General features: G+C 51.3%; 26 protein-coding genes. 16 read left to right on the forward strand and 10 right to left on the reverse strand.

Annotated features, from left to right (window positions below; all coding sequences use genetic code 11):
- Nucleotides 1-184: 184 nt before the first annotated feature.
- Nucleotides 185-1,900 carry a methyl-accepting chemotaxis protein gene (locus tag ACO0LC_RS24375; protein ID WP_423008040.1) on the forward strand — a complete coding sequence of 572 codons (1,716 nt, stop codon included), beginning with the start codon at nucleotides 185-187 and terminating at the stop codon, nucleotides 1,898-1,900.
- Nucleotides 1,901-1,969: 69 nt separating this feature from the next.
- A complete protein-coding gene (locus ACO0LC_RS24380; protein WP_423008042.1) occupies nucleotides 1,970-3,691 on the forward strand; it encodes a methyl-accepting chemotaxis protein in 1,722 nt (573 codons plus the stop codon).
- Between the two features lie 76 nt (nucleotides 3,692-3,767).
- Here the strand turns inward: ACO0LC_RS24380 and ACO0LC_RS24385 are convergent, their stop codons facing one another.
- From ACO0LC_RS24385 to ACO0LC_RS24395, 3 genes are all read right to left on the reverse strand, one after another.
- The gene (locus ACO0LC_RS24385) at nucleotides 3,768-4,349 is read right to left on the reverse strand and encodes an ATP-dependent Clp protease proteolytic subunit (protein WP_423008044.1); all 582 of its coding nucleotides are present in this window, start codon (nucleotides 4,347-4,349) and stop codon (nucleotides 3,768-3,770) included.
- An 83-nt stretch (nucleotides 4,350-4,432) separates the two neighbouring features.
- Nucleotides 4,433-5,629 carry a M20 aminoacylase family protein gene (locus ACO0LC_RS24390; RefSeq protein ID WP_423008046.1) on the reverse strand — a complete coding sequence of 399 codons (1,197 nt, stop codon included), beginning with the start codon at nucleotides 5,627-5,629 and terminating at the stop codon, nucleotides 4,433-4,435.
- A 255-nt stretch (nucleotides 5,630-5,884) separates the two neighbouring features.
- A complete protein-coding gene (locus ACO0LC_RS24395; protein ID WP_423008048.1) occupies nucleotides 5,885-6,349 on the reverse strand; it encodes a hypothetical protein in 465 nt (154 codons plus the stop codon).
- Between the two features lie 236 nt (nucleotides 6,350-6,585).
- Here ACO0LC_RS24395 and ACO0LC_RS24400 point away from each other — a divergent pair, with 236 nt between their 5' ends.
- The 6 genes from ACO0LC_RS24400 to ACO0LC_RS24425 are packed head-to-tail and all read left to right on the forward strand — an operon-like array spanning nucleotide 6,586 to nucleotide 11,977.
- Complete coding sequence (locus ACO0LC_RS24400) at nucleotides 6,586-7,563, forward strand: ABC transporter permease (protein WP_423008050.1); 978 nt, start codon at nucleotides 6,586-6,588, stop codon at nucleotides 7,561-7,563.
- Nucleotides 7,564-7,567: 4 nt separating this feature from the next.
- Nucleotides 7,568-8,485, forward strand: a complete 918-nt coding sequence (locus tag ACO0LC_RS24405; protein ID WP_423008052.1) for an ABC transporter permease — start codon at nucleotides 7,568-7,570, stop codon at nucleotides 8,483-8,485.
- 41 nt (nucleotides 8,486-8,526) lie between these two features.
- Entirely contained in the window at nucleotides 8,527-9,513 is a 987-nt protein-coding gene (locus tag ACO0LC_RS24410) for an ABC transporter ATP-binding protein (RefSeq protein ID WP_423008054.1), read from the forward strand.
- Nucleotides 9,506-10,510, forward strand: a complete 1,005-nt coding sequence (locus ACO0LC_RS24415; protein ID WP_423008056.1) for an ABC transporter ATP-binding protein — start codon at nucleotides 9,506-9,508, stop codon at nucleotides 10,508-10,510. Before ACO0LC_RS24410 ends, ACO0LC_RS24415 begins: the two co-directional genes overlap by 8 nt.
- 40 nt (nucleotides 10,511-10,550) lie before the next feature.
- On the forward strand, nucleotides 10,551-11,645 hold the full coding sequence (locus tag ACO0LC_RS24420; RefSeq protein ID WP_423008058.1) for a DUF418 domain-containing protein: 1,095 nt from the start codon (nucleotides 10,551-10,553) through the stop codon (nucleotides 11,643-11,645).
- Between the two features lie 29 nt (nucleotides 11,646-11,674).
- Nucleotides 11,675-11,977, forward strand: a complete 303-nt coding sequence (locus ACO0LC_RS24425) for a hypothetical protein (protein WP_423008060.1) — start codon at nucleotides 11,675-11,677, stop codon at nucleotides 11,975-11,977.
- A gap of 28 nt (nucleotides 11,978-12,005) precedes the next feature.
- Here the strand turns inward: ACO0LC_RS24425 and ACO0LC_RS24430 are convergent, their stop codons facing one another.
- Entirely contained in the window at nucleotides 12,006-13,781 is a 1,776-nt protein-coding gene (locus ACO0LC_RS24430) for an erythromycin esterase family protein (protein ID WP_423008063.1), read from the reverse strand.
- A gap of 161 nt (nucleotides 13,782-13,942) precedes the next feature.
- Here ACO0LC_RS24430 and ACO0LC_RS24435 point away from each other — a divergent pair, with 161 nt between their 5' ends.
- Nucleotides 13,943-14,095 carry a hypothetical protein gene (locus tag ACO0LC_RS24435; RefSeq protein WP_423008065.1) on the forward strand — a complete coding sequence of 51 codons (153 nt, stop codon included), beginning with the start codon at nucleotides 13,943-13,945 and terminating at the stop codon, nucleotides 14,093-14,095.
- Between the two features lie 586 nt (nucleotides 14,096-14,681).
- Complete coding sequence (locus ACO0LC_RS24440) at nucleotides 14,682-15,041, forward strand: hypothetical protein (protein ID WP_423008067.1); 360 nt, start codon at nucleotides 14,682-14,684, stop codon at nucleotides 15,039-15,041.
- A 344-nt stretch (nucleotides 15,042-15,385) separates the two neighbouring features.
- Here the strand turns inward: ACO0LC_RS24440 and ACO0LC_RS24445 are convergent, their stop codons facing one another.
- A complete protein-coding gene (locus ACO0LC_RS24445; protein ID WP_423008069.1) occupies nucleotides 15,386-16,231 on the reverse strand; it encodes a DUF817 domain-containing protein in 846 nt (281 codons plus the stop codon).
- A 327-nt stretch (nucleotides 16,232-16,558) separates the two neighbouring features.
- On the opposite strand from ACO0LC_RS24445, the gene puuE reads away from it, so the two are divergent.
- The 6 genes from puuE (at nucleotide 16,559) to ACO0LC_RS24475 (ending at nucleotide 22,013) form a co-directional block, all read left to right on the forward strand.
- Nucleotides 16,559-17,515, forward strand: coding sequence for an allantoinase PuuE (gene puuE / locus ACO0LC_RS24450; RefSeq protein WP_423008071.1), 957 nt, complete (start codon nucleotides 16,559-16,561; stop codon nucleotides 17,513-17,515).
- 130 nt (nucleotides 17,516-17,645) lie between these two features.
- The gene (locus ACO0LC_RS24455; protein WP_423008170.1) at nucleotides 17,646-18,737 is read left to right on the forward strand and encodes a porin; all 1,092 of its coding nucleotides are present in this window, start codon (nucleotides 17,646-17,648) and stop codon (nucleotides 18,735-18,737) included.
- Between the two features lie 111 nt (nucleotides 18,738-18,848).
- Nucleotides 18,849-19,763, forward strand: coding sequence for an RNA polymerase sigma factor SigJ (gene sigJ, locus ACO0LC_RS24460; protein ID WP_423008073.1), 915 nt, complete (start codon nucleotides 18,849-18,851; stop codon nucleotides 19,761-19,763).
- A 198-nt stretch (nucleotides 19,764-19,961) separates the two neighbouring features.
- The gene (locus ACO0LC_RS24465) at nucleotides 19,962-20,405 is read left to right on the forward strand and encodes a carboxymuconolactone decarboxylase family protein (protein WP_423008075.1); all 444 of its coding nucleotides are present in this window, start codon (nucleotides 19,962-19,964) and stop codon (nucleotides 20,403-20,405) included.
- Between the two features lie 125 nt (nucleotides 20,406-20,530).
- The gene (locus ACO0LC_RS24470) at nucleotides 20,531-21,427 is read left to right on the forward strand and encodes a lysostaphin resistance A-like protein (protein ID WP_423008077.1); all 897 of its coding nucleotides are present in this window, start codon (nucleotides 20,531-20,533) and stop codon (nucleotides 21,425-21,427) included.
- Between the two features lie 106 nt (nucleotides 21,428-21,533).
- Nucleotides 21,534-22,013 carry a NuoB/complex I 20 kDa subunit family protein gene (locus ACO0LC_RS24475; protein WP_423008079.1) on the forward strand — a complete coding sequence of 160 codons (480 nt, stop codon included), beginning with the start codon at nucleotides 21,534-21,536 and terminating at the stop codon, nucleotides 22,011-22,013.
- Here ACO0LC_RS24475 and ACO0LC_RS24480 read toward each other — a convergent pair.
- The 5 genes from ACO0LC_RS24480 to ACO0LC_RS24500 all read right to left on the reverse strand — a co-directional run bounded on the left by ACO0LC_RS24480 (nucleotide 22,010) and on the right by ACO0LC_RS24500 (nucleotide 25,801).
- Entirely contained in the window at nucleotides 22,010-22,177 is a 168-nt protein-coding gene (locus tag ACO0LC_RS24480) for a hypothetical protein (protein WP_423008081.1), read from the reverse strand. The genes ACO0LC_RS24475 and ACO0LC_RS24480 overlap by 4 nt on opposite strands.
- A 130-nt stretch (nucleotides 22,178-22,307) precedes the next feature.
- A complete protein-coding gene (locus ACO0LC_RS24485; protein ID WP_423008083.1) occupies nucleotides 22,308-22,844 on the reverse strand; it encodes a DUF6985 domain-containing protein in 537 nt (178 codons plus the stop codon).
- Between the two features lie 43 nt (nucleotides 22,845-22,887).
- Complete coding sequence (locus ACO0LC_RS24490) at nucleotides 22,888-24,078, reverse strand: HDOD domain-containing protein (protein WP_423008085.1); 1,191 nt, start codon at nucleotides 24,076-24,078, stop codon at nucleotides 22,888-22,890.
- A 150-nt stretch (nucleotides 24,079-24,228) separates the two neighbouring features.
- Complete coding sequence (locus ACO0LC_RS24495; RefSeq protein WP_423008087.1) at nucleotides 24,229-24,810, reverse strand: gamma carbonic anhydrase family protein; 582 nt, start codon at nucleotides 24,808-24,810, stop codon at nucleotides 24,229-24,231.
- Between the two features lie 37 nt (nucleotides 24,811-24,847).
- Nucleotides 24,848-25,801: a LysR family transcriptional regulator gene (locus tag ACO0LC_RS24500; RefSeq protein WP_423008089.1), complete on the reverse strand. Its 954-nt coding sequence runs from the start codon at nucleotides 25,799-25,801 to the stop codon at nucleotides 24,848-24,850.
- Nucleotides 25,802-25,803: the final 2 nt, after the last annotated feature.

A 25,803-nucleotide genomic window follows, 5' to 3' on the forward strand; every position in this document is an offset into this window, starting at 1 on the left:
CGAAAAGAAAGCCTCTGGTCGGCTTTCTTTTTTTTTGCCACGCTTTTGCCAGATATATACAAATTACTGGTGAGAAATTTGCAATCTGCAACAAATCCATCTAAAACTAGATATATATTCATAGTATCCCTCCTGATTTCCCTGTCCCTGCAATTTTGTTGTTCTTTTTAATAAAGGACTTACCATGAAATTGTTTTACAACCTGAGGATTTCGGCCAAGCTCTTCGTTGGTTTCGTCTTACTGCTATTACTTACTGTATTTCTTGGAGGTTTTTCAGTCTATCAACTATCCAGGGTCAATAGCACTGCACTGGAATTGGGTACCAACTGGATGCCTAGTGTGAATGCTGCCATGGGTATCAAGGAAAGGATATCTCGTCTTCGTACCCAGGAAATGCAAATTGTCTTATCTGTCGGGGATGAGGCTGCTCAAAAAAAATATGAACAGCGCTGGCAAGACTATACTGTCGAGCTGAAAAAATATGAGGTCGACTATGTCAAACTCATCAGCACAGAAATAGAAAAAAAGTATTTTGCCGACTACAGCAAACTATGGGAACTGTATGTAGTCGAGGCAAAAAAACTGACAGCCCAGGCAGCTGCCGGCAATATGGAAGAAGCACGCACGACCTTGCGCGGCGAGTCATCAAGACTGAATGCAGACATGCTGGCACTGGCCGACAAGATGGTGCAGGTGAACGCCGACGGCGGTATCGCCGAATACCATATGGGTGAGCAAATCTATGCTAATTCCAGAATATTGATACTCGGCCTGATTGTCGTCACCATCGCCCTGGGCCTGCTATTGGCTTACTGGATAGCCAGGGTGGTATCCCGCCCCTTGCAAGAAGCCGTCAGGGTGGCCAAGACCGTGGCTTCAGGTGACTTGACCAGTGATATCGAAGTCAAGACTACAGATGAAACCGGGGAGCTCTTGCAGGCATTGAAAGAAATGAATGCCAGTCTGTTATCGGTTGTCAGTGAAGTCAGGACAGGCACGGATCTGATCGCCACAGCATCGACAGAAATTGCTAATGGCAATATGGATTTGTCGGCACGCACGGAAAGCCAGGCAGGCTCACTGGAAGAGACGGCCTCATCCATGGAAGAGCTGACTTCCACCGTCAAGCACAATAGTGACAATGCGCGCCAGGCCAATCAGTTATCGCATTCTGCTTCTGCGGTGGCGCAAAAAGGTGGTAGCGTGGTGTCGCAAGTGGTCGATACCATGGGTTCCATCAGTGAATCATCGAAAAAAATCGTCGACATCATTGCCGTCATTGATGGTATCGCCTTCCAGACCAATATCCTGGCCTTGAATGCGGCGGTAGAAGCTGCCCGTGCCGGTGAACAGGGTCGCGGTTTTGCCGTGGTGGCCTCCGAGGTACGCAATCTGGCACAGCGTTCAGCCAGTGCCGCCAAGGAAATCAAGGCACTCATCAATGATTCTGTAGAGAAAGTCGATCTTGGTACACGTTTGGTGGACCAGGCAGGTGCCACCATGCAAGAAGTGGTGGAAAGCGTCAAACGTGTCAGCGACATTATTTCCGAAATTACGGCTGCCGGTGCTGAACAAAGCTCGGGCATAGACCAGATCAATACCGCCATCATACAGATGGACCAGGTTACACAACAGAATGCAGCTTTGGTGGAGGAGGCTGCTGCTGCGGCCGGTGCCTTGCAAGAGCAGGCCGCCAATCTGAGTCGTGTGGTCGGCGTGTTCAAGCTGATACATAGTCATCCCGCCTCAAATTCACCAACCAGGCCAGTCAGGGCTGTCAGCAAGCAACTGGCCAAACCTGCCGCCACCAGCAGCAATATACGCAAGGCTGCACCTGTGAAAGCCGCCACCAAAGAAAGGGAGCTGGCCAAGACCAATGATGACTGGGAAGAGTTTTAAAAGCGCTGTTCGCTAAGCAGGATTGAATTTTGGTATTTGTACTTTGTCAGCCTTTTCCAAGGAACTGTCATGAGAATGTTTTATAACCTAAGAATTTCGGCCAAGCTATTTGTTGGATTTGGCTTGCTCTTGTTGCTGACAGTTTTTCTCGGTGTGTTTTCCATCACCATGCTGGCCAAGGTCAATCAAAATGCCTATGAGCTGGGCACCAACTGGATGCCCAGTGTGAATGCCGCCATGTCAATCAAAGAAAGAGTCTCGCGCATACGTTCACAGGAAGCGCAGATGGTATCTGCAGAAAATGTCGAAGAGGCGGATAAGTACGTGGGCCGGGTCAAGGAGGCAGTCAAGGGACTGAAAGAACATGAGGCCGAGTATGCGCGTCTGATTACTGAGTCCGAAGAGAAAAAACTGTTTGAGGACTACAGTAAATCCATGACAGAGTATTTGCAGATCAGCGACAAAATGGCGGCGATGTCGCATGACGGTAATGGCAAGGACGCCATGGCGATGATGCGCACAGATTCTTCCAAACTCAATTCCAAAATTCGGGACATAGTCGACAAGATGGTCAAGATCAATGTGGATGGTGGCATTGATGCCTATACCAAAGGCATGGAGTCTTATCAAACTTCACGTACGCTGATTATTACTATCCTCATTGTGAGCGTTTCCCTGGGCATGTTGCTGGCCTATACCATTGCCCGTATTGTTTCTCGTCCCTTGCAAGATGCAGTCAAAGTGGCACAGACTGTGGCTGCTGGTGACCTGACCAGTAATATTCAATCCACTACCCGTGACGAAACCGGTTTGTTGCTACAAGCCCTGAAGGAAATGAATCAGAGCCTGTTGCAAGTGGTGACCGAAGTGCGTCAGGGTACAGATGAAATTGCCACAGCCACTACCGAGATTGCGAACGGTAATCTGGATTTGTCCCGCCGCACAGAAAACCAGGCCAGCTCGCTGGAAGAAACCGCTTCTTCCATGGAAGAAATCACTTCCACTATCAAGCACAATAGTGATAATGCGCGCCAGGCCAATCAGTTATCACATTCTGCTTCTGCAGTGGCGCAAAAAGGGGGCGATGTAGTCTCGCAAGTGGTCGATACCATGGGGTCCATCAATGAGTCTTCTAAAAAGATTGTCGATATCATTGCCGTCATTGATGGGATTGCCTTCCAGACCAATATTTTGGCCTTGAATGCGGCGGTTGAAGCTGCTCGTGCCGGTGAACAGGGGCGCGGCTTTGCTGTTGTTGCATCCGAAGTGCGCAACCTGGCGCAACGCTCGGCCAGTGCCGCCAAGGAAATCAAGGAATTGATCAATGATTCTGTGGATAAAGTAGGGCAGGGTACACGCCTGGTCGATCAGGCTGGTGAAACCATGAAGGAGGTGGTCGACAGTGTCAAGCGTGTCAGCGATATCATCAGCGAAATCACCGCAGCGGGTACAGAACAAAGTGCAGGCATAGAGCAGATCAATGTTGCTGTGACGCAGATGGATGAGATGACACAGCAAAATGCTGCCCTGGTGGAAGAGGCCGCCGCAGCAGCAGGTGCTCTGCAAGATCAGGCGCAAAATTTGAGCCGTATTGTCAGTGTCTTCAAACTTGATCACACCCCGATTGCCGCCAGCAAACCTGTGCCTGTGAGCAAATCAGCACCGGTAAGAACGGCCAGTGAAAAACCTTTGGTACGCGCCTTGCCCAAGCCCGCGGCTAAAACCGGAAAACCGGCAACAGCCAGAAAAGAACCTGTGGCGGCCGCGGCAGATGACTGGGAAGAGTTTTAGCAAAGCCTGATTTTCCCTGCTGAAAAAAATGCCACAGCTTACTGTGGCATTTTTTGTAAGTCTAAGCTTTGAAAACTTAAGACAGTTCGCTTTGTTTGACGATGATGCGGGAGACCAGGCCATATTCCATCGCTTCGGTGGCACTCATCCAGTAATCACGGTCTATATCGGCAGTGACTTTTTCCAGTGTCTGGCCAGATTCCCTGGCGATCAGTGCGGCGATACGCTCGCGTATCTTGACGATTTCACGCGCCTGGATAGCGATATCCGATGCCTGGCCACCAAAACCGCCACTCGGTTGATGGATCAAGAAGCGGGTATTTTGCAGGCAGACACGGCGATCCTTAGGTACCGACAGGAACACATTCACAGCAGCACTGCCCACCCAGCCCGTGCCAACGATATTCACTGGTGCATCGATAAACTTGATAATGTCATGAATGACATCGCCAGATTCCACATGGCCGCCAGGTGACGAGACCAGGATGGTGATAGGTTCTTTGGACTCTGCCGACAAGGCGATCAGGCGCTGGGAGACTTCTGATGCCAGTTTGTCGTTGATCGTGCCAAATACCAGCACAGTACGGGATTTAAAGGCCTTTTCTTCGAGGAAGGGGCTACGTTGTTGTGCTTCGTTATTCTCTTTTTCGTCGGCCATGAAAGTCTTCTTATCTAATCTGGTTGAGTTTCGGTAAATGTAGGGGATGATTTTAGGTCATTCCAGGCTGTTTAGATGGCTGCTCAGGCAGTTTTTTTCAAGTAGGCTTCTGCCAGCCTGACCCAATAAGTTGCACCTATCGGCAGCAAATCATCATTAAAGTCATAGCTGGGGTTGTGCAAGTTGCAAGGTCCGAGGCCATGACCCATGTCCCGGTGGTCGCCATCGCCATTACCCAAAAAGGCATAGCAACCCGGTTTGGCCTGCAGCATGAAAGAAAAATCCTCCGCGCCCATGGTGGGTTCTACCTGGTCATCGACTTTGTCTGCCCCTACCACGCTGCGCATGACTTCGGCAGCAAAGGCAGTTTCTTTGGCATGGTTGATCAGGGGTGGGTAATTGCGCTTGAAGTGGAAATCCACCTGGGCATCAAAAGCCGCTGCAGTGTGTTCTGCAATGGTACGCATGCGTTTTTCTATGAGATCGATCATCTCGGTGCTGAAGGCACGCACCGTGCCTATCAGTGTCGCTTCATCCGGGATGACATTGGTGGCACTGCCGGAATGGATTTGCGTGACCGACAAAACAGCTGATTCCAGCGGGCTGGCATTGCGGCTGACGATGGTTTGCCAGCTTTGCGCCATCTGTATCGCGACCATGATAGGGTCTATGCCCTTGTGCGGTTGCGCCGCATGAGCACCCTTGCCTCTGACAATGACTTCAAATTCATTTGATGAGGCCATCATGGGGCCAGGGGTGACACCAAAGCTGCCTACCGCGACGCCTGGCCAGTTATGCATGCCAAAGACTGCATCCATGGGGTATTTCTCGAACATGCCGTCTTCTATCATGCGACGCGCGCCGCCACCGCCTTCTTCGGCAGGCTGGAAAATCAGGTAAACCGTGCCATCAAATTCCTTGTATTTGGACAAATAATGCGCCGCCCCCAGCAACATGGCCGTGTGGCCATCATGGCCGCAGGCATGCATTTTCCCATCATGTTTTGAGGTATGGGCAAAGGTATTGATTTCCTGCATGGGCAAGGCATCCATATCGGCACGCAAACCTATGGCCCGTTCACTACTACCATTCTTGAGTACCCCGACTATGCCTGTGCCAGCCAGGCCGCGGATGATGGGTATGCCCCAGGCTTCCAGCTTTTGCGCAACGACTTCAGAAGTACGATGTTCTTCAAAGCAAAGCTCAGGGTGGGCATGGATATCACGCCGGATTTGCTGGATTTCTGCCTGGAATTGGACGATAGGGTCGATCAGATTCATTTTTTGTCTCCGGATTGCCTGGCATCGTTGCGCTGGCAGTGAGCCAGTAGCAAATATGTGCAAACTATTCTTTTTAGGATGTTATCCCGATGATAAGAAAATTGCTAGCCAGCGCTGTATCTGTTTTAATACCTGCACTAACTACAGTTTTCTTCAGTATAGAGAAAGATACCAGATTCCGGGCAAACTGCCAGCCGCGCTCCTCATATCCTTACTACCAAAACTGCTTTGACTGACTTATCGTTAAGGCTTATCTTACCAGCGCATGCCAGACATGGCACTCATACCCATGCTATAGATGGCCAGCAAGCTCAGGACCAGGCCTGTAGGCCCAGAAACCAGACTGCTGAACAGACAGGTGGTCGCAAGTGGCCTTTGTTGGCGTAGCTTGGCAATAGCCGCCATGGGTAATGTGATCAAACCAAGAATGGCTGGTAACAAGGCCACGAGCAGTGGGGTGGAGCGATCACTGGCCTCAAGCGCAAAGAAAGAGATAGTCAGCAAGGCGATCAGGTGCAGCCAGATAAAGCGTGCACGTGCGCTCTGCAAACCTGTTACCAGGTAGGAAAAATACGTCGGGTAACTAAGGCCACCGAGCATCAGCATACCTGGGACAGAGCCCAGCCTGGTATGACTGAGAGAGTCGTAAACCAAAGGTGGCAGTATCAGCACGACTGATATCAGGAAAGCATGCAGGGCAATACGCTTGATGACGGACATGGAAGTTCAGATAAGCCAGGTGATTTGCAGACACAGTCCGCCGATGAGCTAGTGTAGCAGACCAACAGCCTGCACGAGTCCGTGGCAAAGCCTGTAAAATTCGCTAAAACTTCAACAAACCCACGCAAAAGCAAGCAATGAAGATACTCATGAAACTTTCATGTCGGAAAACCAGCCACGGGCCAGCCCAGGCGGATTCCCTGTATCTACAGATATTCTCAAGGCAGGCCTGATACATGCCAGGATTCATCTTGCGCCGCCTGCTGCAAAGCCTGGCTGTTTTGCTGCTCATGTCACTGCTGGTATTTGCCGGTGTGTATGCAATAGGCAATCCCATCGATATCCTGATCAGCCCTGAGGCAGACCAGGTAGAACGCGCGCGCATCATCGCTGCATTTGGCCTGGACCAGAGCCTGCCGCAGCAATACTGGTTATTCCTCAAAAATGCCCTGGCTGGTGACATGGGGCGCTCATTTGCTTATGCGACTCCTGCCCTGGGCCTGATCATAGAACGCATGCCAGCCACGCTGGAGCTGGCCGTGTTTGCCATCTTGATTGCGATCATGCTGGGCATACCGCTGGGTTTGCTGGCTGGCTTGCGGCCAGACAGCATTGCTGCAAAAAGCATCATGGCGGTGTCGATACTGGGTTTCTCCCTGCCTACCTTCTGGGTGGGGCTGATGCTGATCATGGTGTTTGCCGTGCAACTCGGCTGGTTGCCTTCCAGCGGGCGTGGTGAGACGACACTCTTGCTGGGTGTGCCCGTGAGTTTCTTGAGTCTCGATGGCCTCAAACATTTGCTCTTGCCGGCACTTAACCTGGCGCTTTTCAACATCGCCATGGTGATACGCCTGACGCGCTCAGGTGCGCAAGAAGCGCTGCTGCAAGACTATGTGCGTTTTGCCCGCGCCAAGGGTTTGCGCAATAGCCGCATCATAGGCGTGCATGTACTCAAGAACATCCTTATCCCTATCGTCACTGTGATTGCCTTGCAATTTGGTTCCATCATCGCTTTTGCGATTGTCACTGAATCGGTGTTCGCCTGGCCCGGCATGGGCAAGCTCATTATCGATTCCATACGCGTGCTGGACAGGCCAGTCATCGTTGCCTACCTGCTGTTGATCGTCAGCCTGTTTATCCTCATCAACCTGGTGGTGGATGTGCTGTATTCATTGCTGGACCCGCGCGTGCGTCTGTCAGAAAGCCGGGGTTGATGTTATGGCGAATTTGACGACGACAGAAGCTATCAGCGCAAAAATTGAAACGCCCTTACAGCGTTTCTTGCGCGACTTCTTTGCCAGCCGTATCGCCAGTCTGGGTAGTTTGATTTTATTGCTACTGGTCTTGCTGGCGATATTTGCACCACTGATTTCGCCGCAAAATCCTTATGACCTGATGGCACTGGATGTCATGGATTCACGCCTGGAACCCGGCAAACTCTCTGCCGATGGCCAGCACAGGTTTTTGCTAGGCACGGATGAGCAGGGGCGGGATATGCTGTCGGCCATCTTCTACGGCTTGCGTATCTCCCTCATCGTTGGTTTTTCCAGCACCGCGATTGCGCTGGCAATCGGCTTGAGTCTGGGCTTGCTCGCTGGTTATCTGGGTGGTCGTGTCGAAACCATCATCATGCGTATCGCCGACATACAGTTATCTTTCCCCGCCATCCTGATTGCCATGATTTTACTGGCGCTGACAGGGCAGGGCGTGGGCAAGATCATTATCGCTTTGGTGCTGGTGCAATGGGCCTACTATGCGCGCACGGCCCGCAGTGCGGCACTGGTGGAAAGACAAAAAGAATATATAGAAGCCGCAGTCGGCCTGGGCTTGTCACCGGCGCGTATTATCTGGCGTCACTTGCTGCCGAATTGCCTGCCGCCGCTGATCGTCATCGCTGCCTTGCAGGTGGCATCGGCGATTTCACTGGAAGCGACGCTCTCATTCCTGGGCCTGGGTTTGCCGGTCACAGAACCTTCACTGGGTTTGCTGATCGCCAATGGCTATCAATACCTGTTGTCTGGTAAATACTGGATCAGCTTTTATCCCGGTCTGGCCTTGTTGCTGACGGTGGTATCCATCAATCTGGTGGCTGACCATTTGCGCGATGTACTCAACCCGCGCTTGCAGACGCAATAGGTGCAACAGGTGAAACAGGTGGAACAGGTGGAACAGACATCATGACAATCGCGACTCTGGAAGTACAAAACCTGCAGACTGAATTTGCCAGCCGTGCCGGTACTGTGCGTGCGGTGAATAATGTCAGCTTCAGCGTGCAGCCCGGCCAAATCATGGGCCTGGTGGGTGAATCCGGTTCTGGTAAATCCATGACGGCTTATTCCATCTTGGGCCTGATCGACCCACCCGGCAAAGTCGCAGCGGGCAAGGTCTTGTTCAAGGGCCAGGACTTGCGCAGCCTGTCGGCAGAAGCCATGCGGAAAATCCGTGGCAACCGCATCGCCATGATATTCCAGGACCCGATGATGACCCTGAACCCTGTCTTGCGCATAGCTACACAAATGATGGAAACCATCTTTGCTCATCAAGATGTGAGTCGCGAAAAAGCACGCGACATGGCACGCGCAGCCCTGGTCAAGGTTGGCATACCTTCGCCAGATGAAAGACTGCTGGCCTATCCGCACCAGTTTTCTGGCGGCATGCGGCAAAGGGTGGCAATCGCCATTGCACTTTTGAATGAGCCAGAACTGATTATTTGCGACGAACCGACCACTGCACTCGACGTGACCATACAGGGACAAATCCTGTATGAAATGCAAAAGCTTTGCCGCGAATCTGGCACGGCACTGATCTGGATCACCCATGACCTGTCCGTGGTGGCTGGCCTGGCTGATACGGTCGCCGTCATGTATGCCGGCAAGATAGTCGAGAGCGGCAGCGTACAACAAGTACTGGAACAGGCCTGGCACCCCTACACCCACGGCTTGATCGCTTCTTCACCATCACGCAATCTGCATGGGCAAAGCCTGCGCCAGATACCGGGGGCAACCCCATCCTTGCTGAACTTGCCGCAAGGCTGTGCATTCCGCCTGCGCTGTGAACGTGCGACCTCTGTTTGCGAACAAGACCCGGTGGTGGAAAGCCTGGACGGGCACAATGTATTGTGCTTCCACCCTATGCAAACCGTGGCTGAGGTGATGCATGACTGATATACGCGAGCCAGCCTTGCTGGAACTGCGCCAGGTCAGCAAGCGTTTTGCCAAACCTGTGGCACTGACTGACAAGCTGACTCAGCTATTCGGTGCTGACAGCAAACAGCAAATCGTCCACGCCGTTGATCAGGTCGATGTGAGTCTGCAAGCAGGTGAAGTCGTCGGCCTGGTCGGTGAATCCGGCTGTGGCAAATCTACACTAGGGCGCATGGCCGTGGGTCTGCACGGTTTGTCGGATGGTACTCGCTGGTGGCGTGGTGAAAACCTGGCAGACATGGATAATGCCAAACGCAGGCAAATGCAACTGGCCGTACAAATGATATTCCAGGACCCGTATGCCTCGCTGAACCCGCGCCTGCGTGTGCAAGACATCGTCGGTGAAGCACCGGTCGTACATGGCATCATCAAGGCAGCAGAACAGCAGGAATATGTAGAACACCTGTTGCAAAAAGTAGGGCTGGACCCGGCTGTGCTGAAACGTTTCCCGCATCAATTTTCTGGCGGCCAGCGAGCCCGTGTCGGCATCGCCAGGGCACTGGCCGTCAAGCCTGAACTGCTGGTGTGCGATGAGGCAGTCGCGGCGCTGGATGTGTCGATACAGGCGCAGGTTTTGAACCTGTTCATCAAACTGCGTGACGAACTGAAGCTGACTTACCTGTTCATCAGCCATGACCTCGGTGTCGTCAGGCATGTATCTGACCGCGTACTCATCATGTACCTGGGCCGCGTGGTGGAATCGGCCGCGACTGCAGAAATTTTTGAACGGCCTAACCATCCCTACACGCAAGCTTTGCTGGCATCTGCCCCCAGGCTGGAAGTGCGCAAGATGGAATACATCGCCATCAAGGGGGAAATCCCTTCCCCGCTAAATCCGCCGACTGGCTGCCATTTTCATCCACGCTGCCCACATGCCATGCCCAGGTGCGTGGCAGAGCAGCCAGAACTTAGAGAAATTGCTCCCTTGCATTTTTCAGCTTGCCATCTGAATCTTTGATTGTTATCTTGTTACGCTTTCAGCAGTGAATGGGATGCAGGTGAAGCAGCAAAGAATCCTGGGTTACGATCTGGCGCGTGCTCTTGCCATCCTGGGCATGATTATCGTGAATTTCAAAGTCGTCATGCATGCGCAAGCTGCAAAAGAGGGCCAAGAACCGTGGTGGATCAGCATCTTTGCCCATCTTGATGGCCGTGCCTCGGCATTGTTTGTGATACTGGCTGGTGTTGGTATCAGTCTCATGACGAATACCGCCAGGCTGGCGGGAGATACAGTCGCTCTGCGTCAACATAGAATAAGTTTGTTGAAACGCGCTGCTTTTTTGTTTGGTTTTGGTTTGCTGTATATCTGGATATGGCCTGCCGATATCCTCCATTATTATGGGCTATATATTGCATGGGCAGTAGTCTTGCTGACAGTCTCTTCCCGCCTGCTATTGATATTGGCGGCAGCTTTTTGCCTGATTTTCACGGCCCTGTTTTTCAGCTTTAACTATAGCCAGAACTGGAACTGGGATTTGCTGCATTATTCAAATTTCTGGACTGCTCGCGGATTTTTGTTGAATCTGTTTTTCAATGGCTTCCACCCTTTCTTTCCCTGGGCGGGCTACTTGCTGGTGGGTATAGTGATAGGGCGTCTGGATATGCATGTTCCTGTCGTGCGGCAGCGGGTTTTGCTGGCTGGCGTGGCAGCGATAGTCCTTGCCCAAGTATTGGCCTGGGCCTTGTTTTATATTCTCGGCAATTGGGAGTTGACTGCCAGTCTGCGCTATCTGTTCAGCAAAGCCGAGCCCATGCCACCCTTGCCCGTGTATATGATTTCTGCCACTGGCAGTGCCTGTATAGTCATTATCCTGAGCATTTACCTCGCAGAAAAATTTGCAGATACCCTCAGCTTGCGCGCCCTGGTGCATACGGGACAACTGGCCTTGAGTATTTATCTGGCCCATGTGCTGATAGGCATGGTCGTGCTGGAAGAATTGGGCTATCTGGAAGGCCAGACCTTGGGCATGGCAATCACCGCTGCGGGCAGCTTCTTTTTTATTGCGCTAATATGCTCTCATTTATGGCGGCTCAAGTTCAGGCAAGGGCCGCTGGAGTGGCTGCTGCGTCGTCTTGGCAGCAGTAAAAATTAGTGTGGTCTATCTTTATACGGGGTTTATTCATGTCACTACAAAAGCCCGCTGTTTGTCCAAAATGTGGTTTTGGTATTTTTAACCGGCGTTATCCCAAGTGTGAAAAATGTGGCATCGCGCTGCCTGATACCCTGGTCATGCCCAAGCCGGAATTGCTCGCCATCCAGAAGCGCGAGCGTCAGGAAGAGGAATTGGCGGCTGAGCTTAAAAAACAGTTGGCCAGACGTGCACCCCGCCCGCAAAGTGGTGATAGTGACTACTTTTATTTTGATGGCGGTAGCGCGGCTGGTTCTGCGGATTATGGTTCAGGCGGTGGGGATTGCTCTGCCTGAGGCCTCGTTTTTAATCTCTTGTTCAATCTCATTTCCAATACTCTGAAGGCGTGACAGTATCAATATAGATCACAGCATCATAGGCCTTGGCTGGGACGATGACTTCCGGGTTCCTGCCCCAGAACCGGGCATTGATGGAGGCAAACATCCAGCTATTCGTTGCACTGGGCTTTGCCTGTGAAAAGTCGACAAAGCTCATTTTGAGACCGCCATTGGCCAGTATACTTTCCATGCTGCCTGCGGACGGCGCATCGATTTCTGAATAGGTATCCTTGCCGTAGCTACCCAGGGTGCCACGCCCCATATATAGACCTATGGTGTACATCTCTTTACGGCGTTTCTCTGCCATCCAGACACCCATGGTTTTAGGACTCTCCTGATCTATCCAGTTGTTGGCGATGTGGGTATTGTGTGCCCATACCATGATTTTCTTTTGTGGATAGATCGTCTCAAGCAGGAAATTCAAATTGTCTGCCATCGCCAGATCACGAATTTCCATACCTGTTTTATTCATTCCGGGAGTAGCCAGTTGCTGGCATAGTTTCACCCTGGCCCTGGCTTCCTGTATGCTCATCAAGACTTCGGCATGCTTGCTTGTGTCATGGGCCAGGAGTTTTGCACGCTCACTATCGAGTTTGTCAGCCACGGCTTTATAACGCTGTGCCAACTCCTCTGCTGACATACTCATTTTTTTCTTGCTGTTCAAATTCTCCAGTTCTTTTTCCATGCCATCAATTTGTCCTGCCAGATCAGTATCTATCAGACTCAGCAAGGATTTGAATCTGGCAGTAATAGCGATGCTGGATTTCCAGCCAGAGTTTTGATTATCAAAACCCGCCAGTATCAAGCCATGCTTGCCTGCCTGGCTTTGCTTTACATACTCAAACAAGTCCAGGGTTTCCAGCGTGCCTATGGTGGCGAACTGGCTGCTGGTCATGGCCTCGCCCGCTGAAATCTGAGCGACATTTTGATTCACTGCATCCGAGGTCGTCATCGATGCTTCCATGGCGATGACATCAAAGCCCATTTCCTGATGCAGGAACTTGACCAGCCGCACCTTCATCCAGTTGAATTCAGCAATGCCATGGCCACTTTCACCGAGCTGCACAAGCCTTTTGCCTTTTAATAGCGGTTTCAGGAATTGCAGGTCACTGAAATCTTCACTGAACATGGAGCGCAGGCCATGCGCGTCTTGCTGTATGCCTGCTTGCCACTCAGCTTTGATTTTCGGTATCAGGTCGGCAGCCAGAGCCATGCTGTGGTCATCATCGAGTTGTGAGTTTTTTTGTGGTCGTGCTGGTCGTTTCACTTCTGGCAGCTCAGCTACTTTAGTATTTTCATCGACTTCGAGCGCCAGGCCATCAAACCAGGCCGTACCTGTGCCTTTGAGGCCGATACCAAAATGTACTACTGCAGCATTGGCGGCAACCGGCACTTTGATGCTAAAACGCTGCCAGTCCTGGGTGCCTGCCGGTGCCAGTTTGTTGAGTGAGGATTCAGCGACTGCACTCTTTGTTTTGCTATCAACCTGGAGAAAGATTTCAGCTTGGCCTTTGACATCCTGGGTTTTTATCCATCCAGACAAGATAAGCGGGTGGCCGTCTATCGTACTGGCGATCAGGGTTTGCGCCATAGCAGTCATGCTATCTTTTGATGTTTGTGGATTGCTTTCAAGCCTGACTGAATATTTGCCTTCTTTGGCGATTTGGCAATCAGCGCTGATGGCATGCGCTGTCACCATGACTTTCCAGCCTGTGGGTAGTGTTTGATCTGCCTGCCATTCTTCAAAACCAGGATTTTTCATAGCCAGCTCATTTGCGCTGGCGAGAGATGCAAGACCACATATAGTTAGCACCAGACCACTGTGGAGAAATGGTTTGCAGATTTGCTGAAACCACAAACTTGAAACACGAAATGATCTTGATGACATATGGCCAGGTTTCCTGAATGTTGGGGAAATCTTTCATGAAAGAAAAATTTCAATCTTGTCATTGTAAACGGATAAATTCTGCTGCGCATTTATGGGGTGCATGGGAAGCGAAACCTGCTGTATGCGAAAACAGCACGGTAGATATGGCAAGAAGTAAGCAAAAGCTGCAAAGATATGCGTCTTGGTAATAACTGGTATACCAAAAATAAAGAAGATTTATTTGCTGCACTGCGATAAAGTAGTACCTGTCTCCTCCAACACCTCCTAAGGTTTGGATTTAACCCGCAACCGCAAGGTCGCGGGTTTTTTTTTGACTTCATTCACAATATTAATGTGATTTCTATATTTATTTTTCTGCAAGGAAATATTTATGACAATCGATATGTGATTTATGAATAATGGATATGCCAAAATAGATCTTGGTGAATTTGTTGCGCTGCGATATAGTTATACCTGTCTCCTCCAACACCTCCTAAGGTTTGGATTTAAACCCGCAAATTTTGCGGGTTTTTTTTTGCCAATTTGGGATAGGTTGATGCAGATGCTACTCCCTGCCATTTTCCTGACAGCTTGTAAAAATACTCAGTGTGCATGAATATTTGGCTTTCCTCCTCACTTAAACTGCCTGCCTCTATGAGTTTGAAAAAACTGGGTATTTTTCGTGCCTGTCTCTTAAGTTTGCTTGCTTCCATTTGCTGGCACGCAAGTGCGACGGATGCACCCCCGGGTGTACAAAGGCAAAAGCCGATTCACAAGCTGCAAATAGAAAAAGACATGCGAACTGCCTTGCAGCAGTTTGTTACTCGCTACGCAAGAAATACAAAAAGTGCACTACAGCATATTCATATCGCCAATGTGCAAATGGAGAATGGCGAAACAGGCTTGTATGCCTACTGGAAAGAAGATCAATCCATCTTGATACTGCAGTTTTTTGAGTATCCGTCTGATAAACCAGGATTGTCCTGGCTGCATCACAAAGCCAGGATAGATTTAAAGACTGACGTAGTTGCTACAGAAGAACAGATGAATGGCAGTACTTATCTGGTGACCAGCGCCTGGGCCCAGCATATAGTCGACAGCTGCATCAAACAGGGAGATCTGCTGCTCTTGAAGAGTATGCCTGGCCGTCAATAAAGCCTATGGACCTCGGACACAGACGTACAAGCTGTGTCTGAGAGCAGCGATGTGTCAGCCAAGTTCGTCCATAGAAAATTTGAGTGTCTGCTCTAATCATGGCGAAAGTATCACTGGTATTTAAGTTTCTTGATTGTGATAGAGGAAATTAAATGGAGTGGTCTGCAAGACTAAAGAGATATTCAAATAATGAATATCTGATATTTACATAATAAAGCATACAAATATGTTGCGGCGCATTAAAGTAGTACCTGTCTCCTCCAACACCTCCTAAGGTTTGGATTTAAGCCCGCGAATAGCGGGCTATTTTTTTGCCTGGAAACTTTTGAAATCAGCGAAGTGATTCACTCAGCGATATGGATATGCCGCTTGATATGCTTGAGATGGGCAACAATGGTGAAGGTCATGATGACCAGCAAAGACCAGGAACTCCATTTGCCTAAATGCACGGTGGACCAGGCGCCCATTTGGTTGGGGTAGCGCCAGATACCAAAGAAAGTCCCCATGTTTTCTGCCAGCCAGATAAAGAAGCCGATCAGCACGAAGGACAGCAGCAGAGGCATGCTGCGGTCACGGTCCAACGGCCGGAATACCACCGACGAACGCGCATACAGGCCCAGCGTGCAAGCGGCCAGATACCAGCGATAGTCACCGATATAGTGGTGAGTGAAAAAATTCAGGTAAATCAGTATGCCTATCAGGCCAGCCATCCAGTAAGGCGGATGATGGCGTATGCGCAAATCAAACAAGCGCCAGGCCTGGATGATATAGCTGCCTATACTGGCATACATGAAGCCGCTGAACAGCGGCACACCCCATAGCTTGGTATAGCCAAATTCAGGATAAGCCCAGCTTTGTATCTGGCCTGATACCTTGAACACTTCCAGTGCAAAACCGACCATGTGGAACAGGGTCACGGCCTTCAGTTCATCCAAGGTTTCCAGCTTGCTCCACACCATGCCAGCCTGTATCAGCAGCGCAATCACAAACAGCACATCATAACGCGGCAAGCCGAACAAGCCAGCCCTGGGCACGATCAGTATCGATGCAAAGAACAGGCCGACGAACAGACAGGCACGCAGCTCTTTGATACCGAAATACCAGAACTCCAGTAAAAAACGGCGGAAACCTGCCAGGTTTTCAGGTTGGGGAGGCTGGATGAGGAATTGATCTATGGATTGCAGGCGCATGGGCTGTATTGTAACAAGCTTGCCGTGCCGGGCGTCACGAGGGTGATACGGTTGCCTTTGTTACAGGGTACTTACACAGCATTTAATGACCAAACTTTGCTTGTTGCGAAAAAGACTATGTTGTTTAATTGATGCGTAATAGAACATATACTAAAAACAGTATATCTATCGTCGAAAAAATGCTGACAATCGTAGACGAATTTGGAAAATGATTTAGCGCAAATGCAAAGATGGCACGTCACTTGCATTTGCCCATCTACTTCAAGCAGAACGATGAAAGCCAGGGCCAGTATGTCCTGAACAGCATGTACCCGGAGAATAAAAAGTATGACTCAGTCCAGCAAGCAATTTAGTGACTACCCACGTGACCTCATAGGCTATGGCTGCCATGTCCCGCATGCGCAATGGCCAGGCCAGGCCAGGATAGCCCTGCAATTTGTCCTGAACTATGAAGAGGGTGGTGAAAACTGTGTGCTGCATGGTGACCGTGCGTCTGAGCAGTTTTTATCCGAGATCGTGGGTGCAGCAGCTTATGAAGCACGCCACATGTCTATGGAATCTATCTATGAATATGGCTCCCGCGCCGGCGTCTGGCGCATCTTGCGTGAATTTGAAAAGCGCCAGTTGCCGCTGACCGTATTTGGTGTCGCCATGGCCTTGCAGCGTCATCCCGAGTTGACCCAGGCCTTTGGCGAGCTGGGTCATGAAATCGCCTGCCACGGCTTGCGCTGGATACATTATCAAGGTCTGGATGAAGCCATAGAACGTGAACACATGCAGCAAGCCGTGCAAATCATGCGCGAGCTGACTGGCAAAGCGCCGCTGGGCTGGTACACCGGCCGCGATTCACCGAATACCCGCAAGCTGGTGGTGGAGCATGGCGGCTTTGCCTATGATGCTGATTACTATGGTGATGACCTGCCTTTCTGGACCCAAGTCACGACCAGCGATGACCAGCAGCATCCTCACCTGGTCGTGCCCTATACCCTGGACAGCAATGACATGCGCTTCGCCACGCCCCAGGGGTTTAATACCGGCGAGCATTTCTATGATTATCTCAAAGACAGTTTCGACCTCTTGTATGCCGAAGGTGACCCTGAGGGTGACAATGCACCAAAAATGCTATCCATAGGCATGCATTGCCGCTTGCTGGGGCGACCCGGGCGTTTCCGTGCCTTCCAGCGCTTCCTTGATTATGTACAGTCACATGACAAGGTCTGGGTTTGCCGTCGCATCGATATCGCGGAACACTGGAAGCAAGTCCATCCCTATGTTGTTAAATAAATGCAGCGCCTGCTGACCAGGTCGGGTGCATCCAAACCCTGCCTGCCCAAGATTAAGCTGACAAAGTTTGATTTGCCACCACGCTGAAAAAAATCGTTGTTAAACCTGAGAGAAGGAAAAAAAGATGAAAATGCAGATGAAATTCATGGTTTTTGCAGTCGCTTCTTGTTTGTGCGCAGGCAGTGCGCTGGCGCAATCCAGTGTCACCGTGCAAGGCCTGGTGGATTTGTCGGTAGGCTCTGTCAAAATGAGTGGTGACAAGGCCAGCACGGCGGCCATCACGCCTGGTGGCATGACGACGTCCTGGTTTGGTTTCAAAGGGGTAGAAGATCTCGGTGGTGGCCTCAAGGCAGAATTTGCACTGACTGCCTTCCTGCGCCCTGATACCGGGGAGTCTGGCCGCTTTGGTGGCGATACCCTGTTTTCTCGCGATGCCAATGTCGCCTTGTCGGGCAGTTTTGGCCGCGTCTCGCTGGGTCGTGATCTGGCACCCAGCTTCTTGCCTGTCGTGATTTTCAATCCCTTTGGCGATTCCTTTGATGTATCGCCCTTGGTGCTGCACTGGTATGTACCATCCGGTGGTTTTGCTTCGCGCACCTGGGCCAATTCAGCCGCGGGGGATTCGGGCTGGAGTAATGAAATCATTTACAGCACACCCAACTTCGATGGCTTTAGTGCCAATATGCATTATCAGTTTGGGGAAAAAGCCGGTGACACAGGCACACGTAATATAGGCTTGAATGCCCTGTACTTCAATGGCCCGCTGGCCCTGAGCGCCTTCTATCAAAAAGTCCAGGTATCCAATCCCCTGGGCGGTTCAGCGATCGTTGACGCCACATCCGCACCTGTGAATTTTGCCTCCATCAATAACCAGACTGCCTATTTTGTCGGTGCCAGCTATGATCTGACTGCCGCCAAACTGTATGCGACTTATACCTCCAGCAAAAATGACAATGCCGCTGGCAAGCAGATGGATGACAAGATCTATAGCCTGGGCGCCAAGATCCCCGCAGGTGGTGGCGACATCCTGCTGGCCTATGCAAACACCAAACGTAATGGCACGCTGACCGCCAACACAGAATACAAGCGCGATACCCTGTCAGCTGGTTATGACTACAACCTGTCCAAGCGTACCGATGTGTATGCGGTGCTGATGAGCGACAAGATCAGTACAGCGGATCGTGCGACCAGCGTGATTGCTGGCCTACGTCACAGATTCTGATTTGCTAAAATTTTGAGTTACTAAAGCTGACACAAAAACCGCATATTGAAAGATTTGCGGTTTTTTTCTATTCTGCTGTCACAAATTGACAGGCTGTTTCGTCTTATCATCATGTACCTACCGGACACCATCATGATGAACCGCCTGCAAAGCTTTACTGACCATAGACCCCGATTGTTTGGCATTGCCTACCGCATGCTGGCGTCACGTGCTGAAGCAGAAGACCTGGTGCAAAACACTTATCTGCGCTGGCATGCGCTCAGCGATGAAGAGTTACTGCAAATCCGTGAACCCCAGGCCTGGCTGGTGACTGTCATCAGCCGTCTTTGTGTGGACAGGTTGCGTGTACTCAAGCGCGAGCGCGAAAACTATACCGGCCCCTGGTTGCCAGAACCCATGATAGAAGTCGATGAGCAGACGCCAGAACTGATGGCGGAATTCAGTAGCGATGTTTCGCTGGCGTTTTTGACCATGCTGGAGCGCTTATCGGCAGAAGAGCGCGCCGCCTTTCTTTTGCACCAGGTATTCGATGTCGATTACCCTGAAGTCGCAGGCATGCTTAATAAGACCGCAGCAGCCTGCCGCCAACTGGTACACCGCGCAAAAGAAAGGGTGCTGCAAGAAAAGCCGCGCTTTGCGGTCAGCCGTGACCATCACAGGCAATTGCTGCAGCGTTTTAGTCTGGCGGCACAAAGCGGTAATTTAAAAGAACTGAGTGCCTTGTTCGCCGACGATGCGCAAATGATAGGCGATGGCGGCGGCAAGGTCGCCTCTGTCAACCGTATCCTGCATGGCGCAGCACGCATAGCGCGTCTCTACCATGTCGTCGCCAGAACCTATCCCCAGCGCATGCAGTTTGTTGAAGTCAGCATCAATGGTGAGCCCGGTTTGCTGCGCTTTATCGATGGAAAACTCGATGCGACTATCTCCATTGTCAGCGATGGTGAAAAAATCCTTGATCTGTACACCATACGCAATCCTGATAAATTGCAGGCTTATCAGGCCATGAGTATCAAGCTTTTGTAGAAGCGGCTTTAGCCGCGATCATCTGGCCGTGTCGGTCATCTTGCCAGTGTTGAGGGTTCGCGGCTGAAGTCGCTCCTACAGAGGAGGCAATGAGTAGCAGGTTTTTTTCAATTCACCTGTCACAAACCGATTTCCTCCAGCGTCTTATAGATGAAGAAAGCAATTTCGCTGACTCATTCAAAAAACTGGAGAATTATCATGACACTCAAACTCAACTTCCCTGGCCTGGCACCTGCTGCTTATCAAGCCCTCGCTGGTGTCAATACGGTGCTCGACGCTAGCAGCCTCGGCAAATCCCTTATTGACCTGGTGTTCTTGCGGGTATCTCAAATCAATGGCTGTGCCTTTTGCGTGGACAAGCATGCACATGACTTGCTCGAGCATGGCGATAATTTCCAGCGTCTCAACAGCCTGGTATGCTGGCGCGAAGCCCCTTGTTTCAGTGAAAAAGAAAGGGCAGCCCTGGCCTGGAGCGAAGCCCTGACCGGCATCGCTGGCAAACATGTCGATGAAGTGCTGCAGGAGGAATTGCCCAGACATTTCACCGAGAAAGAACTGGTAGATCTGGCATTTGTCATCGGCCTTATGAATGCCTGGAACCGGGTCGCTATCGCTTGCGGGAAAAGTTTCAGCATGCGCTAAGTTGTTGCTGCCAGCTGAGGTCAGTGCAAGATTAAGGCCAGGGATAAGTGTTGACATTTTCATAAAGTTATCTATCCTTGGCGGTCTTGTACGAAGTAAACAACCACCTGACAGGACTATTTCCCATGACTACAGTGCAGGAGTTGCCATTCCTCCAGATACTTCCTTACCTATTCTTGTATGCCGCCATCGCAGCGGCATGGTTACCCAAAATGGCTTTATACCGGCCTATCAAAAACTTGGTGCCCGGGCACTTGCTCGCTGTACTTGCAGGAATATCTGCTTTGGTCACTGGCCTTATCTCTCCCGTGGCAGTGGTGGTATTGCTGGTGTTGGCACTCTTGCTGTGGATAAGCGTCACGAACAAGTTTCCACTTGCCTTGCGCATAGTCGCAGGCGTGCTGGCACTGCTGTTGGCGCTGCTACTGGCCATGCACAAGGTACCCGGCTTTTATAACCTCCTGTTGCTGGACAAGGTCAGATTCAGCGATGATGCCATTCCTTTTACCCTGTATGCCAATTTCGACAAGGGCATGGCGGGTTATCTGATGCTCAGCCTGTTTTGTTCTCGTGCTGGCAGCATCGGGCAGTTCCTGGCAGATGGCAAGCGCATTGCATTGCCCGCCATGCTGACCATCGCTGTCTTGACAGGTCTCGGTCTGGTCACGCATTTCTTCCGCTTTCTCCCCAAATTGCCAGAATCGACTTTGCTCTTCTTTGCCGTGAACCTGGTGTTGACCTGCGTGGCAGAAGAAGCTTTTTTTCGCGGCCTGATACAGGAAGCCATCTACCGCCTGGGCAGCAAGCCAGCGTTTGGCTATCTGGCGATAGCCGTATCTGCCGTCTTGTTTGGCCTGGCCCATCTGGGAGGGGGGACGCAGTATGCGGCTCTGGCGACTGTGGCAGGGTTGGGCTATGCCATCGTTTACCACCGTACCCGCAGGCTGGAATGGGTGATACTGACGCATGCGGCTTTTAACCTGTGCCACTTCATCTTGTTTACTTATCCGCGACTGGCCTGATTTTTTTCATAGGCATGACGTGTCGGTACAAATCCGTCGCACTGATACAAGTATGAAATAATTGTCATGACTAGACTGCTCCCTGTCATTAATGAAGGGAGTCATGATGGAAGAGCTGGAAGTCATTAGAGAAGACAATGTTTTGCTGACGCGTCTGGATGATGTGAGCAGGCTGATACAGACTAATAGCCTGTGGTACCTGACTTTCGGCCTGGCCTGCTGTGCGGTGGAAATGATACAGGCTGCCGCGTCGCGCTATGACATGGAGAGATTCGGCATGATACCGCGCGCCAGCCCCAGGCAGGCGGACCTGATGATCGTTGCCGGTACGCTGACTAATAAAATGGCACCGGCCCTGCGCCGTATCTATGACCAGATGGCAGAGCCGCGCTATGTCATTTCCATGGGCTCATGTGCGAATGGCGGCGGCTATTACCATTACTCGTATTCCGTGGTGCGTGGTTGTGACCGCATTGTGCCAGTAGATGTGTATATCCCCGGTTGCCCGCCTACGGCAGAGGCCTTGATTTACGGAATCATACAATTACAACGCAAGATACGTAGCAAGAAAATGATAGAGCGTTAAGCAAGGATATTTAGCTGGTAGCGCTGTATGAGGGGCAGAAGATAGTCGTAGGCCAGGCCGGGCGTCACCAGCAATTCTTGCAGGTGTTCGCCCCTGTAAAGCATGGTGATGGCACTACCATCCTGGCTTGATTCCCAGATGGATATCTCAGACGTAAAATTCATGTAATGCCATGCCCCATCTGCTTCCTACAAGCCATCCCAGATCAGGCGCGATAATTCATCGGCCCCTAAAAAATCAGCCCAGTCTATGGTTTGACCTCCATTTTGGGCTTGATTTCCATGCTTGAAGTCATCAACCCCTGCTTTGATATACCACTTTATCAAGACTGGCTTCACCAAAGGCATCGGCATTGCTGAGGTAATCATCGAAAGGGCCGAGCTTGCTGATTTCTGTGCCATTGCGGAAAACCAGTTGCAAGCCGTTTTCTTCGTCCCAGTCACAATCACATTCCAGCGAAACATACACAGTCTTGTCACCATTCGGGCGCTGACTGACCAGGGCTTCATAGCCATATTGTATGTGCTGCCAGACATGGTCAGGCTGGGCTATCTGCACGACATCCAGTTTTTCAGATTTGCGGTAGTTGGCTGTATCCTGATAATAGGCATAGATATCAGCCTCCGCCCTCTTCAGGACGGCAGGATCAAGCTTGATGAAGTTGGCAATGGCAGTGTGAAAATCTGCCTTGCTGGCGTCATCGGCTTCATCATAGCCTTCCAGCAGGAATTCATATTCTTGCTCTTGCAAGGCGGGGATGAGTATGGCTTGGCTGATGTACCAGCCATTTTCTTCATCTTTTTCTACTGGTCCGAGTCCGGGGATGTTCATGGTGGGTTTTCTTTAGTGGATTGGGCAATATTTGCCGTAAGCCCTATTGTCCCACACTCCTTGCCGGAGTTTGTGCTTCCGCTTCTGGATGTTGCTGTACTCCTGTGGTGTCATATAACTGGATTTCATTCAAATGATCCAGGCAATGGATTTCATCCGGGCTCAGGCCTACCCTGAGTTTTTTGTCGGCACTATTCAATTGCGCATGATTGACCAGCAGGCGGGTCTTGGCAATCAGGTCTGCCGTGTGCAGCAAACGACCCAGCGGGCTCCATTCTATGGCCTTGCTGCCGCCAGTTTGCTGTTGCAGGGCCAGTATTACATGTGCAGGAAATTCCCAGCGCTGAGCGACTCGGTAGGACAGGGTCGCCGCGACCGATGAAAAGATGGGCTGGAAGGCGGGGGAATATTTGAATTTTCCCTGTACGCAAACCTGGTCCAGCAGGCGGAAAGCGATGATGAGACCGACGTTTTTCATCAAGCCTGTCAGGAAGGCATGGAAGGGATCCATGTCACGCGCCAGGGTATGGCAGGCAACCGCGCATTTTTCTGACTGTGCCCAGATATGCGGGGCGGCACGGCGGGTGAACTTCCCGGCATTGAGGTTGATGATGGGTCGGAAGGCGACCTTGGAGATCACCAGACGCAAGCCTTCTTCACCCAATATCATGACCGCTTTTTCCAGGCTGTTGATGCGGTCAGCCGGGTTGTACAGGGCACTATTGACAGTATTGATGACCTCACCGACCAGCACCACATCCTTGACGATCTGGCCAGACAACTCACCGGCAGAGATAGTCTTGCTGCGCAGGCTGTTCAATAATTGCGGGATGACACTGGGTACGCGTGGCACGATGACGGCATCATTGAGGTCAGATGCCAGCAGTTTATACAGAGCTTGCAAGGCATGTTGTTCATTGTCTATGAGGCTGCTACCTTCACCCGGGTAACCCATGATCCAGTCAAAGAACAGGCTCTCGACCGGGAGTGCAGGCTTCCAGGCGCTGAGTTTTTCTGCTGCGGGGGCATTGGCTGCTGTAGTGTCTGGTGCAGCTACGACTGCGGCCTGTACCTGGGGTTCAGTGACCATGGGGGCAGGTCTGGCAACGGCAACTGGTTCAGGCGTTTTGCTTGTGGTAACTACCTCCGGTGGAGGTGCAGGCTGGCTGCTGACCGATGCGCTTTGCTCAGCACCGAACAGGCGGTTAAAGAATTTACTCAGGGTATTCGCCACGGCTTCCCTTTCTGTTCAAACTGCGCCAACTGCGGTTGCATCTTGGAATGCGCCAAATGTGCCTAGGCTTTCAGTTTGTATATTTGCAGTGGGCATGTCAATCCCATTCTGCGCACGGCTGAACTTGTGCTGCATTTTTAACCTAAATTGTCATTCTCCGGCGGCAAGCTGGGCATTCAGTATGGCAATTTCTGCCATGATTTCTGTAGGAAACTCTTCCCTGGCCCATTCCCTGTATTCGCCACGGGCATACGCCAGGCCATTCTTGTAATACATATAGGCATTCAAGCGGTTGCGCACATAATTGTTTTGCGTGCGTATGACTTTGCCCGGTGTGCCCATGACGATGGAATTGTCTGGGATCACTGTGCCTTCTTTCAGGAAAGTATGCCCGGCAATGATACAGTTATTGCCTATCACGCAGCCATCCATGATGGTGGAATTGATACCTATCAGGCAGTTGTCGCCTATGGTGCAGCCATGGATGGTGCAATGGTGGGTGATGGAGCAATGGCTGCCTATGATGGTGGGCGTCTGGTCACCGATATGCAGCATGACAAAGTCCTGGATATTGGTATAGGCACCGATGATGATTTCCTTGTGCTCGGAGCGGGCCACGACATTCATCCAGATTGAGGCATTGGCGCCTACGCTGATCTTGCCATATAGTTGTGCCGTGTCATGGATATATGCTGGCTTGTCGAGTTTGACGTCTGGACCTATGAATGCCATTTTTATCTCCTTTGATTTTTTATCGGCATACTGTTTTTTACTGGCATTTACTCACCAGCAGTTCACGAAACCATTTCATCGCCGGGTCACGGTGGCGGCTTTCATGCCAGATCAGGCAATACTCAAAAGCCAGTTCTGCAATATCCAGCGCGATGACACTGATAGCGCGATTGGCTTGCCAGGCGCGGGCAGCCCGTTCAGGGACCACGGCCACCACATTGCCATATTCTGCCGCGAAATTGCCTACATAAAAATAAGGTGCCTCCAGCGTGATGAAAGGCATGGCCAGACCAAGCTCGGTATAAACATCATCGGTGGCATAGCCATGCCTCAGGGGGTAGCGTGCGGCAAATTGCGGGTAGCCGGCGGCCTGCTCCAGCAGCGCCCGTGCAGGCAAGCTTGCATGTTGTAGCAAAGGGTGGTTCGCTGCGCACACCAGCGCATAGCCGTCCGTAAACAGCTTGCGTCTGTGGAAATCTGGCGGCAAGTCGCTACCTACGTAGAGGGCGGCATCCAGTTCGCCTCTTTCCATTCTCTCCAGCGTCTGGCTACCCCAGGCATCGACACGCAATGACAGCTGCGGCCCCTGCTGCTGCAGGTGAGGGATAAGGCCTAGCAAGACGGCGCTCATGCCATAGTCGGTAGTCGCCATCTGGAAAGTGCGCCTGGCGCTGGCAGGATTAAACTGCACTTGCTCGAACAGGGCATCCGTCCTGCCCAGGATATCCCGTAACTGCGGCAAGAGCTGTATCGCCAGTGGCGTCAGTAAATAAGTACGGCCACTGCGCACCAGCAAGGGGTCATCGAATTGCGAGCGCAGCCTGGCCGTGGCACGCGATGCGGCGGGCTGGCTCATCCCCAGTTGCTCACCTGCCCGCGTGACGCTGGCCTGCTCCAGCAAGGCACGCAAGAAATGCAACTGGTTCAAGTCGCGCTGATCGTGTAGAGGAAGATTTTTAGTATCCACTTTTTGCATGTTAATCATTCTCATAC

Origin of the sequence: Undibacterium sp. JH2W (genome assembly GCF_049340425.1) — a bacterium.
Taxonomy (GTDB): Bacteria; Pseudomonadota; Gammaproteobacteria; order Burkholderiales; family Burkholderiaceae_D; genus Undibacterium.

Bases quoted from the DNA above. Each gene is read 5' to 3' on its own strand.
- ACO0LC_RS24375 (WP_423008040.1), top strand. From the start codon at position 185: ATGAAATTGTTTTACAACCTGAGGATTTCGGCCAAGCTCTTCGTTGGT.
- ACO0LC_RS24380 (WP_423008042.1), top strand. From the start codon at position 1,970: ATGAGAATGTTTTATAACCTAAGAATTTCGGCCAAGCTATTTGTTGGA.
- ACO0LC_RS24385 (WP_423008044.1), bottom strand. From the start codon at position 4,349: ATGGCCGACGAAAAAGAGAATAACGAAGCACAACAACGTAGCCCCTTC.
- ACO0LC_RS24390 (WP_423008046.1), bottom strand. From the start codon at position 5,629: ATGAATCTGATCGACCCTATCGTCCAATTCCAGGCAGAAATCCAGCAA.
- ACO0LC_RS24395 (WP_423008048.1), bottom strand. From the start codon at position 6,349: ATGTCCGTCATCAAGCGTATTGCCCTGCATGCTTTCCTGATATCAGTC.
- ACO0LC_RS24400 (WP_423008050.1), top strand. From the start codon at position 6,586: ATGCCAGGATTCATCTTGCGCCGCCTGCTGCAAAGCCTGGCTGTTTTG.
- ACO0LC_RS24405 (WP_423008052.1), top strand. From the start codon at position 7,568: ATGGCGAATTTGACGACGACAGAAGCTATCAGCGCAAAAATTGAAACG.
- ACO0LC_RS24410 (WP_423008054.1), top strand. From the start codon at position 8,527: ATGACAATCGCGACTCTGGAAGTACAAAACCTGCAGACTGAATTTGCC.
- ACO0LC_RS24415 (WP_423008056.1), top strand. From the start codon at position 9,506: ATGACTGATATACGCGAGCCAGCCTTGCTGGAACTGCGCCAGGTCAGC.
- ACO0LC_RS24425 (WP_423008060.1), top strand. From the start codon at position 11,675: ATGTCACTACAAAAGCCCGCTGTTTGTCCAAAATGTGGTTTTGGTATT.
- ACO0LC_RS24430 (WP_423008063.1), bottom strand. From the start codon at position 13,781: ATGAAAAATCCTGGTTTTGAAGAATGGCAGGCAGATCAAACACTACCC.
- ACO0LC_RS24435 (WP_423008065.1), top strand. From the start codon at position 13,943: ATGAAAGAAAAATTTCAATCTTGTCATTGTAAACGGATAAATTCTGCT.
- ACO0LC_RS24440 (WP_423008067.1), top strand. From the start codon at position 14,682: ATGCGAACTGCCTTGCAGCAGTTTGTTACTCGCTACGCAAGAAATACA.
- ACO0LC_RS24445 (WP_423008069.1), bottom strand. From the start codon at position 16,231: ATGCGCCTGCAATCCATAGATCAATTCCTCATCCAGCCTCCCCAACCT.
- puuE (WP_423008071.1), top strand. From the start codon at position 16,559: ATGACTCAGTCCAGCAAGCAATTTAGTGACTACCCACGTGACCTCATA.
- ACO0LC_RS24455 (WP_423008170.1), top strand. From the start codon at position 17,646: ATGCAGATGAAATTCATGGTTTTTGCAGTCGCTTCTTGTTTGTGCGCA.
- sigJ (WP_423008073.1), top strand. From the start codon at position 18,849: ATGTACCTACCGGACACCATCATGATGAACCGCCTGCAAAGCTTTACT.
- ACO0LC_RS24465 (WP_423008075.1), top strand. From the start codon at position 19,962: ATGACACTCAAACTCAACTTCCCTGGCCTGGCACCTGCTGCTTATCAA.
- ACO0LC_RS24470 (WP_423008077.1), top strand. From the start codon at position 20,531: ATGACTACAGTGCAGGAGTTGCCATTCCTCCAGATACTTCCTTACCTA.
- ACO0LC_RS24475 (WP_423008079.1), top strand. From the start codon at position 21,534: ATGGAAGAGCTGGAAGTCATTAGAGAAGACAATGTTTTGCTGACGCGT.
- ACO0LC_RS24480 (WP_423008081.1), bottom strand. From the start codon at position 22,177: ATGAATTTTACGTCTGAGATATCCATCTGGGAATCAAGCCAGGATGGT.
- ACO0LC_RS24485 (WP_423008083.1), bottom strand. From the start codon at position 22,844: ATGAACATCCCCGGACTCGGACCAGTAGAAAAAGATGAAGAAAATGGC.
- ACO0LC_RS24495 (WP_423008087.1), bottom strand. From the start codon at position 24,810: ATGGCATTCATAGGTCCAGACGTCAAACTCGACAAGCCAGCATATATC.
- ACO0LC_RS24500 (WP_423008089.1), bottom strand. From the start codon at position 25,801: ATGAGAATGATTAACATGCAAAAAGTGGATACTAAAAATCTTCCTCTA.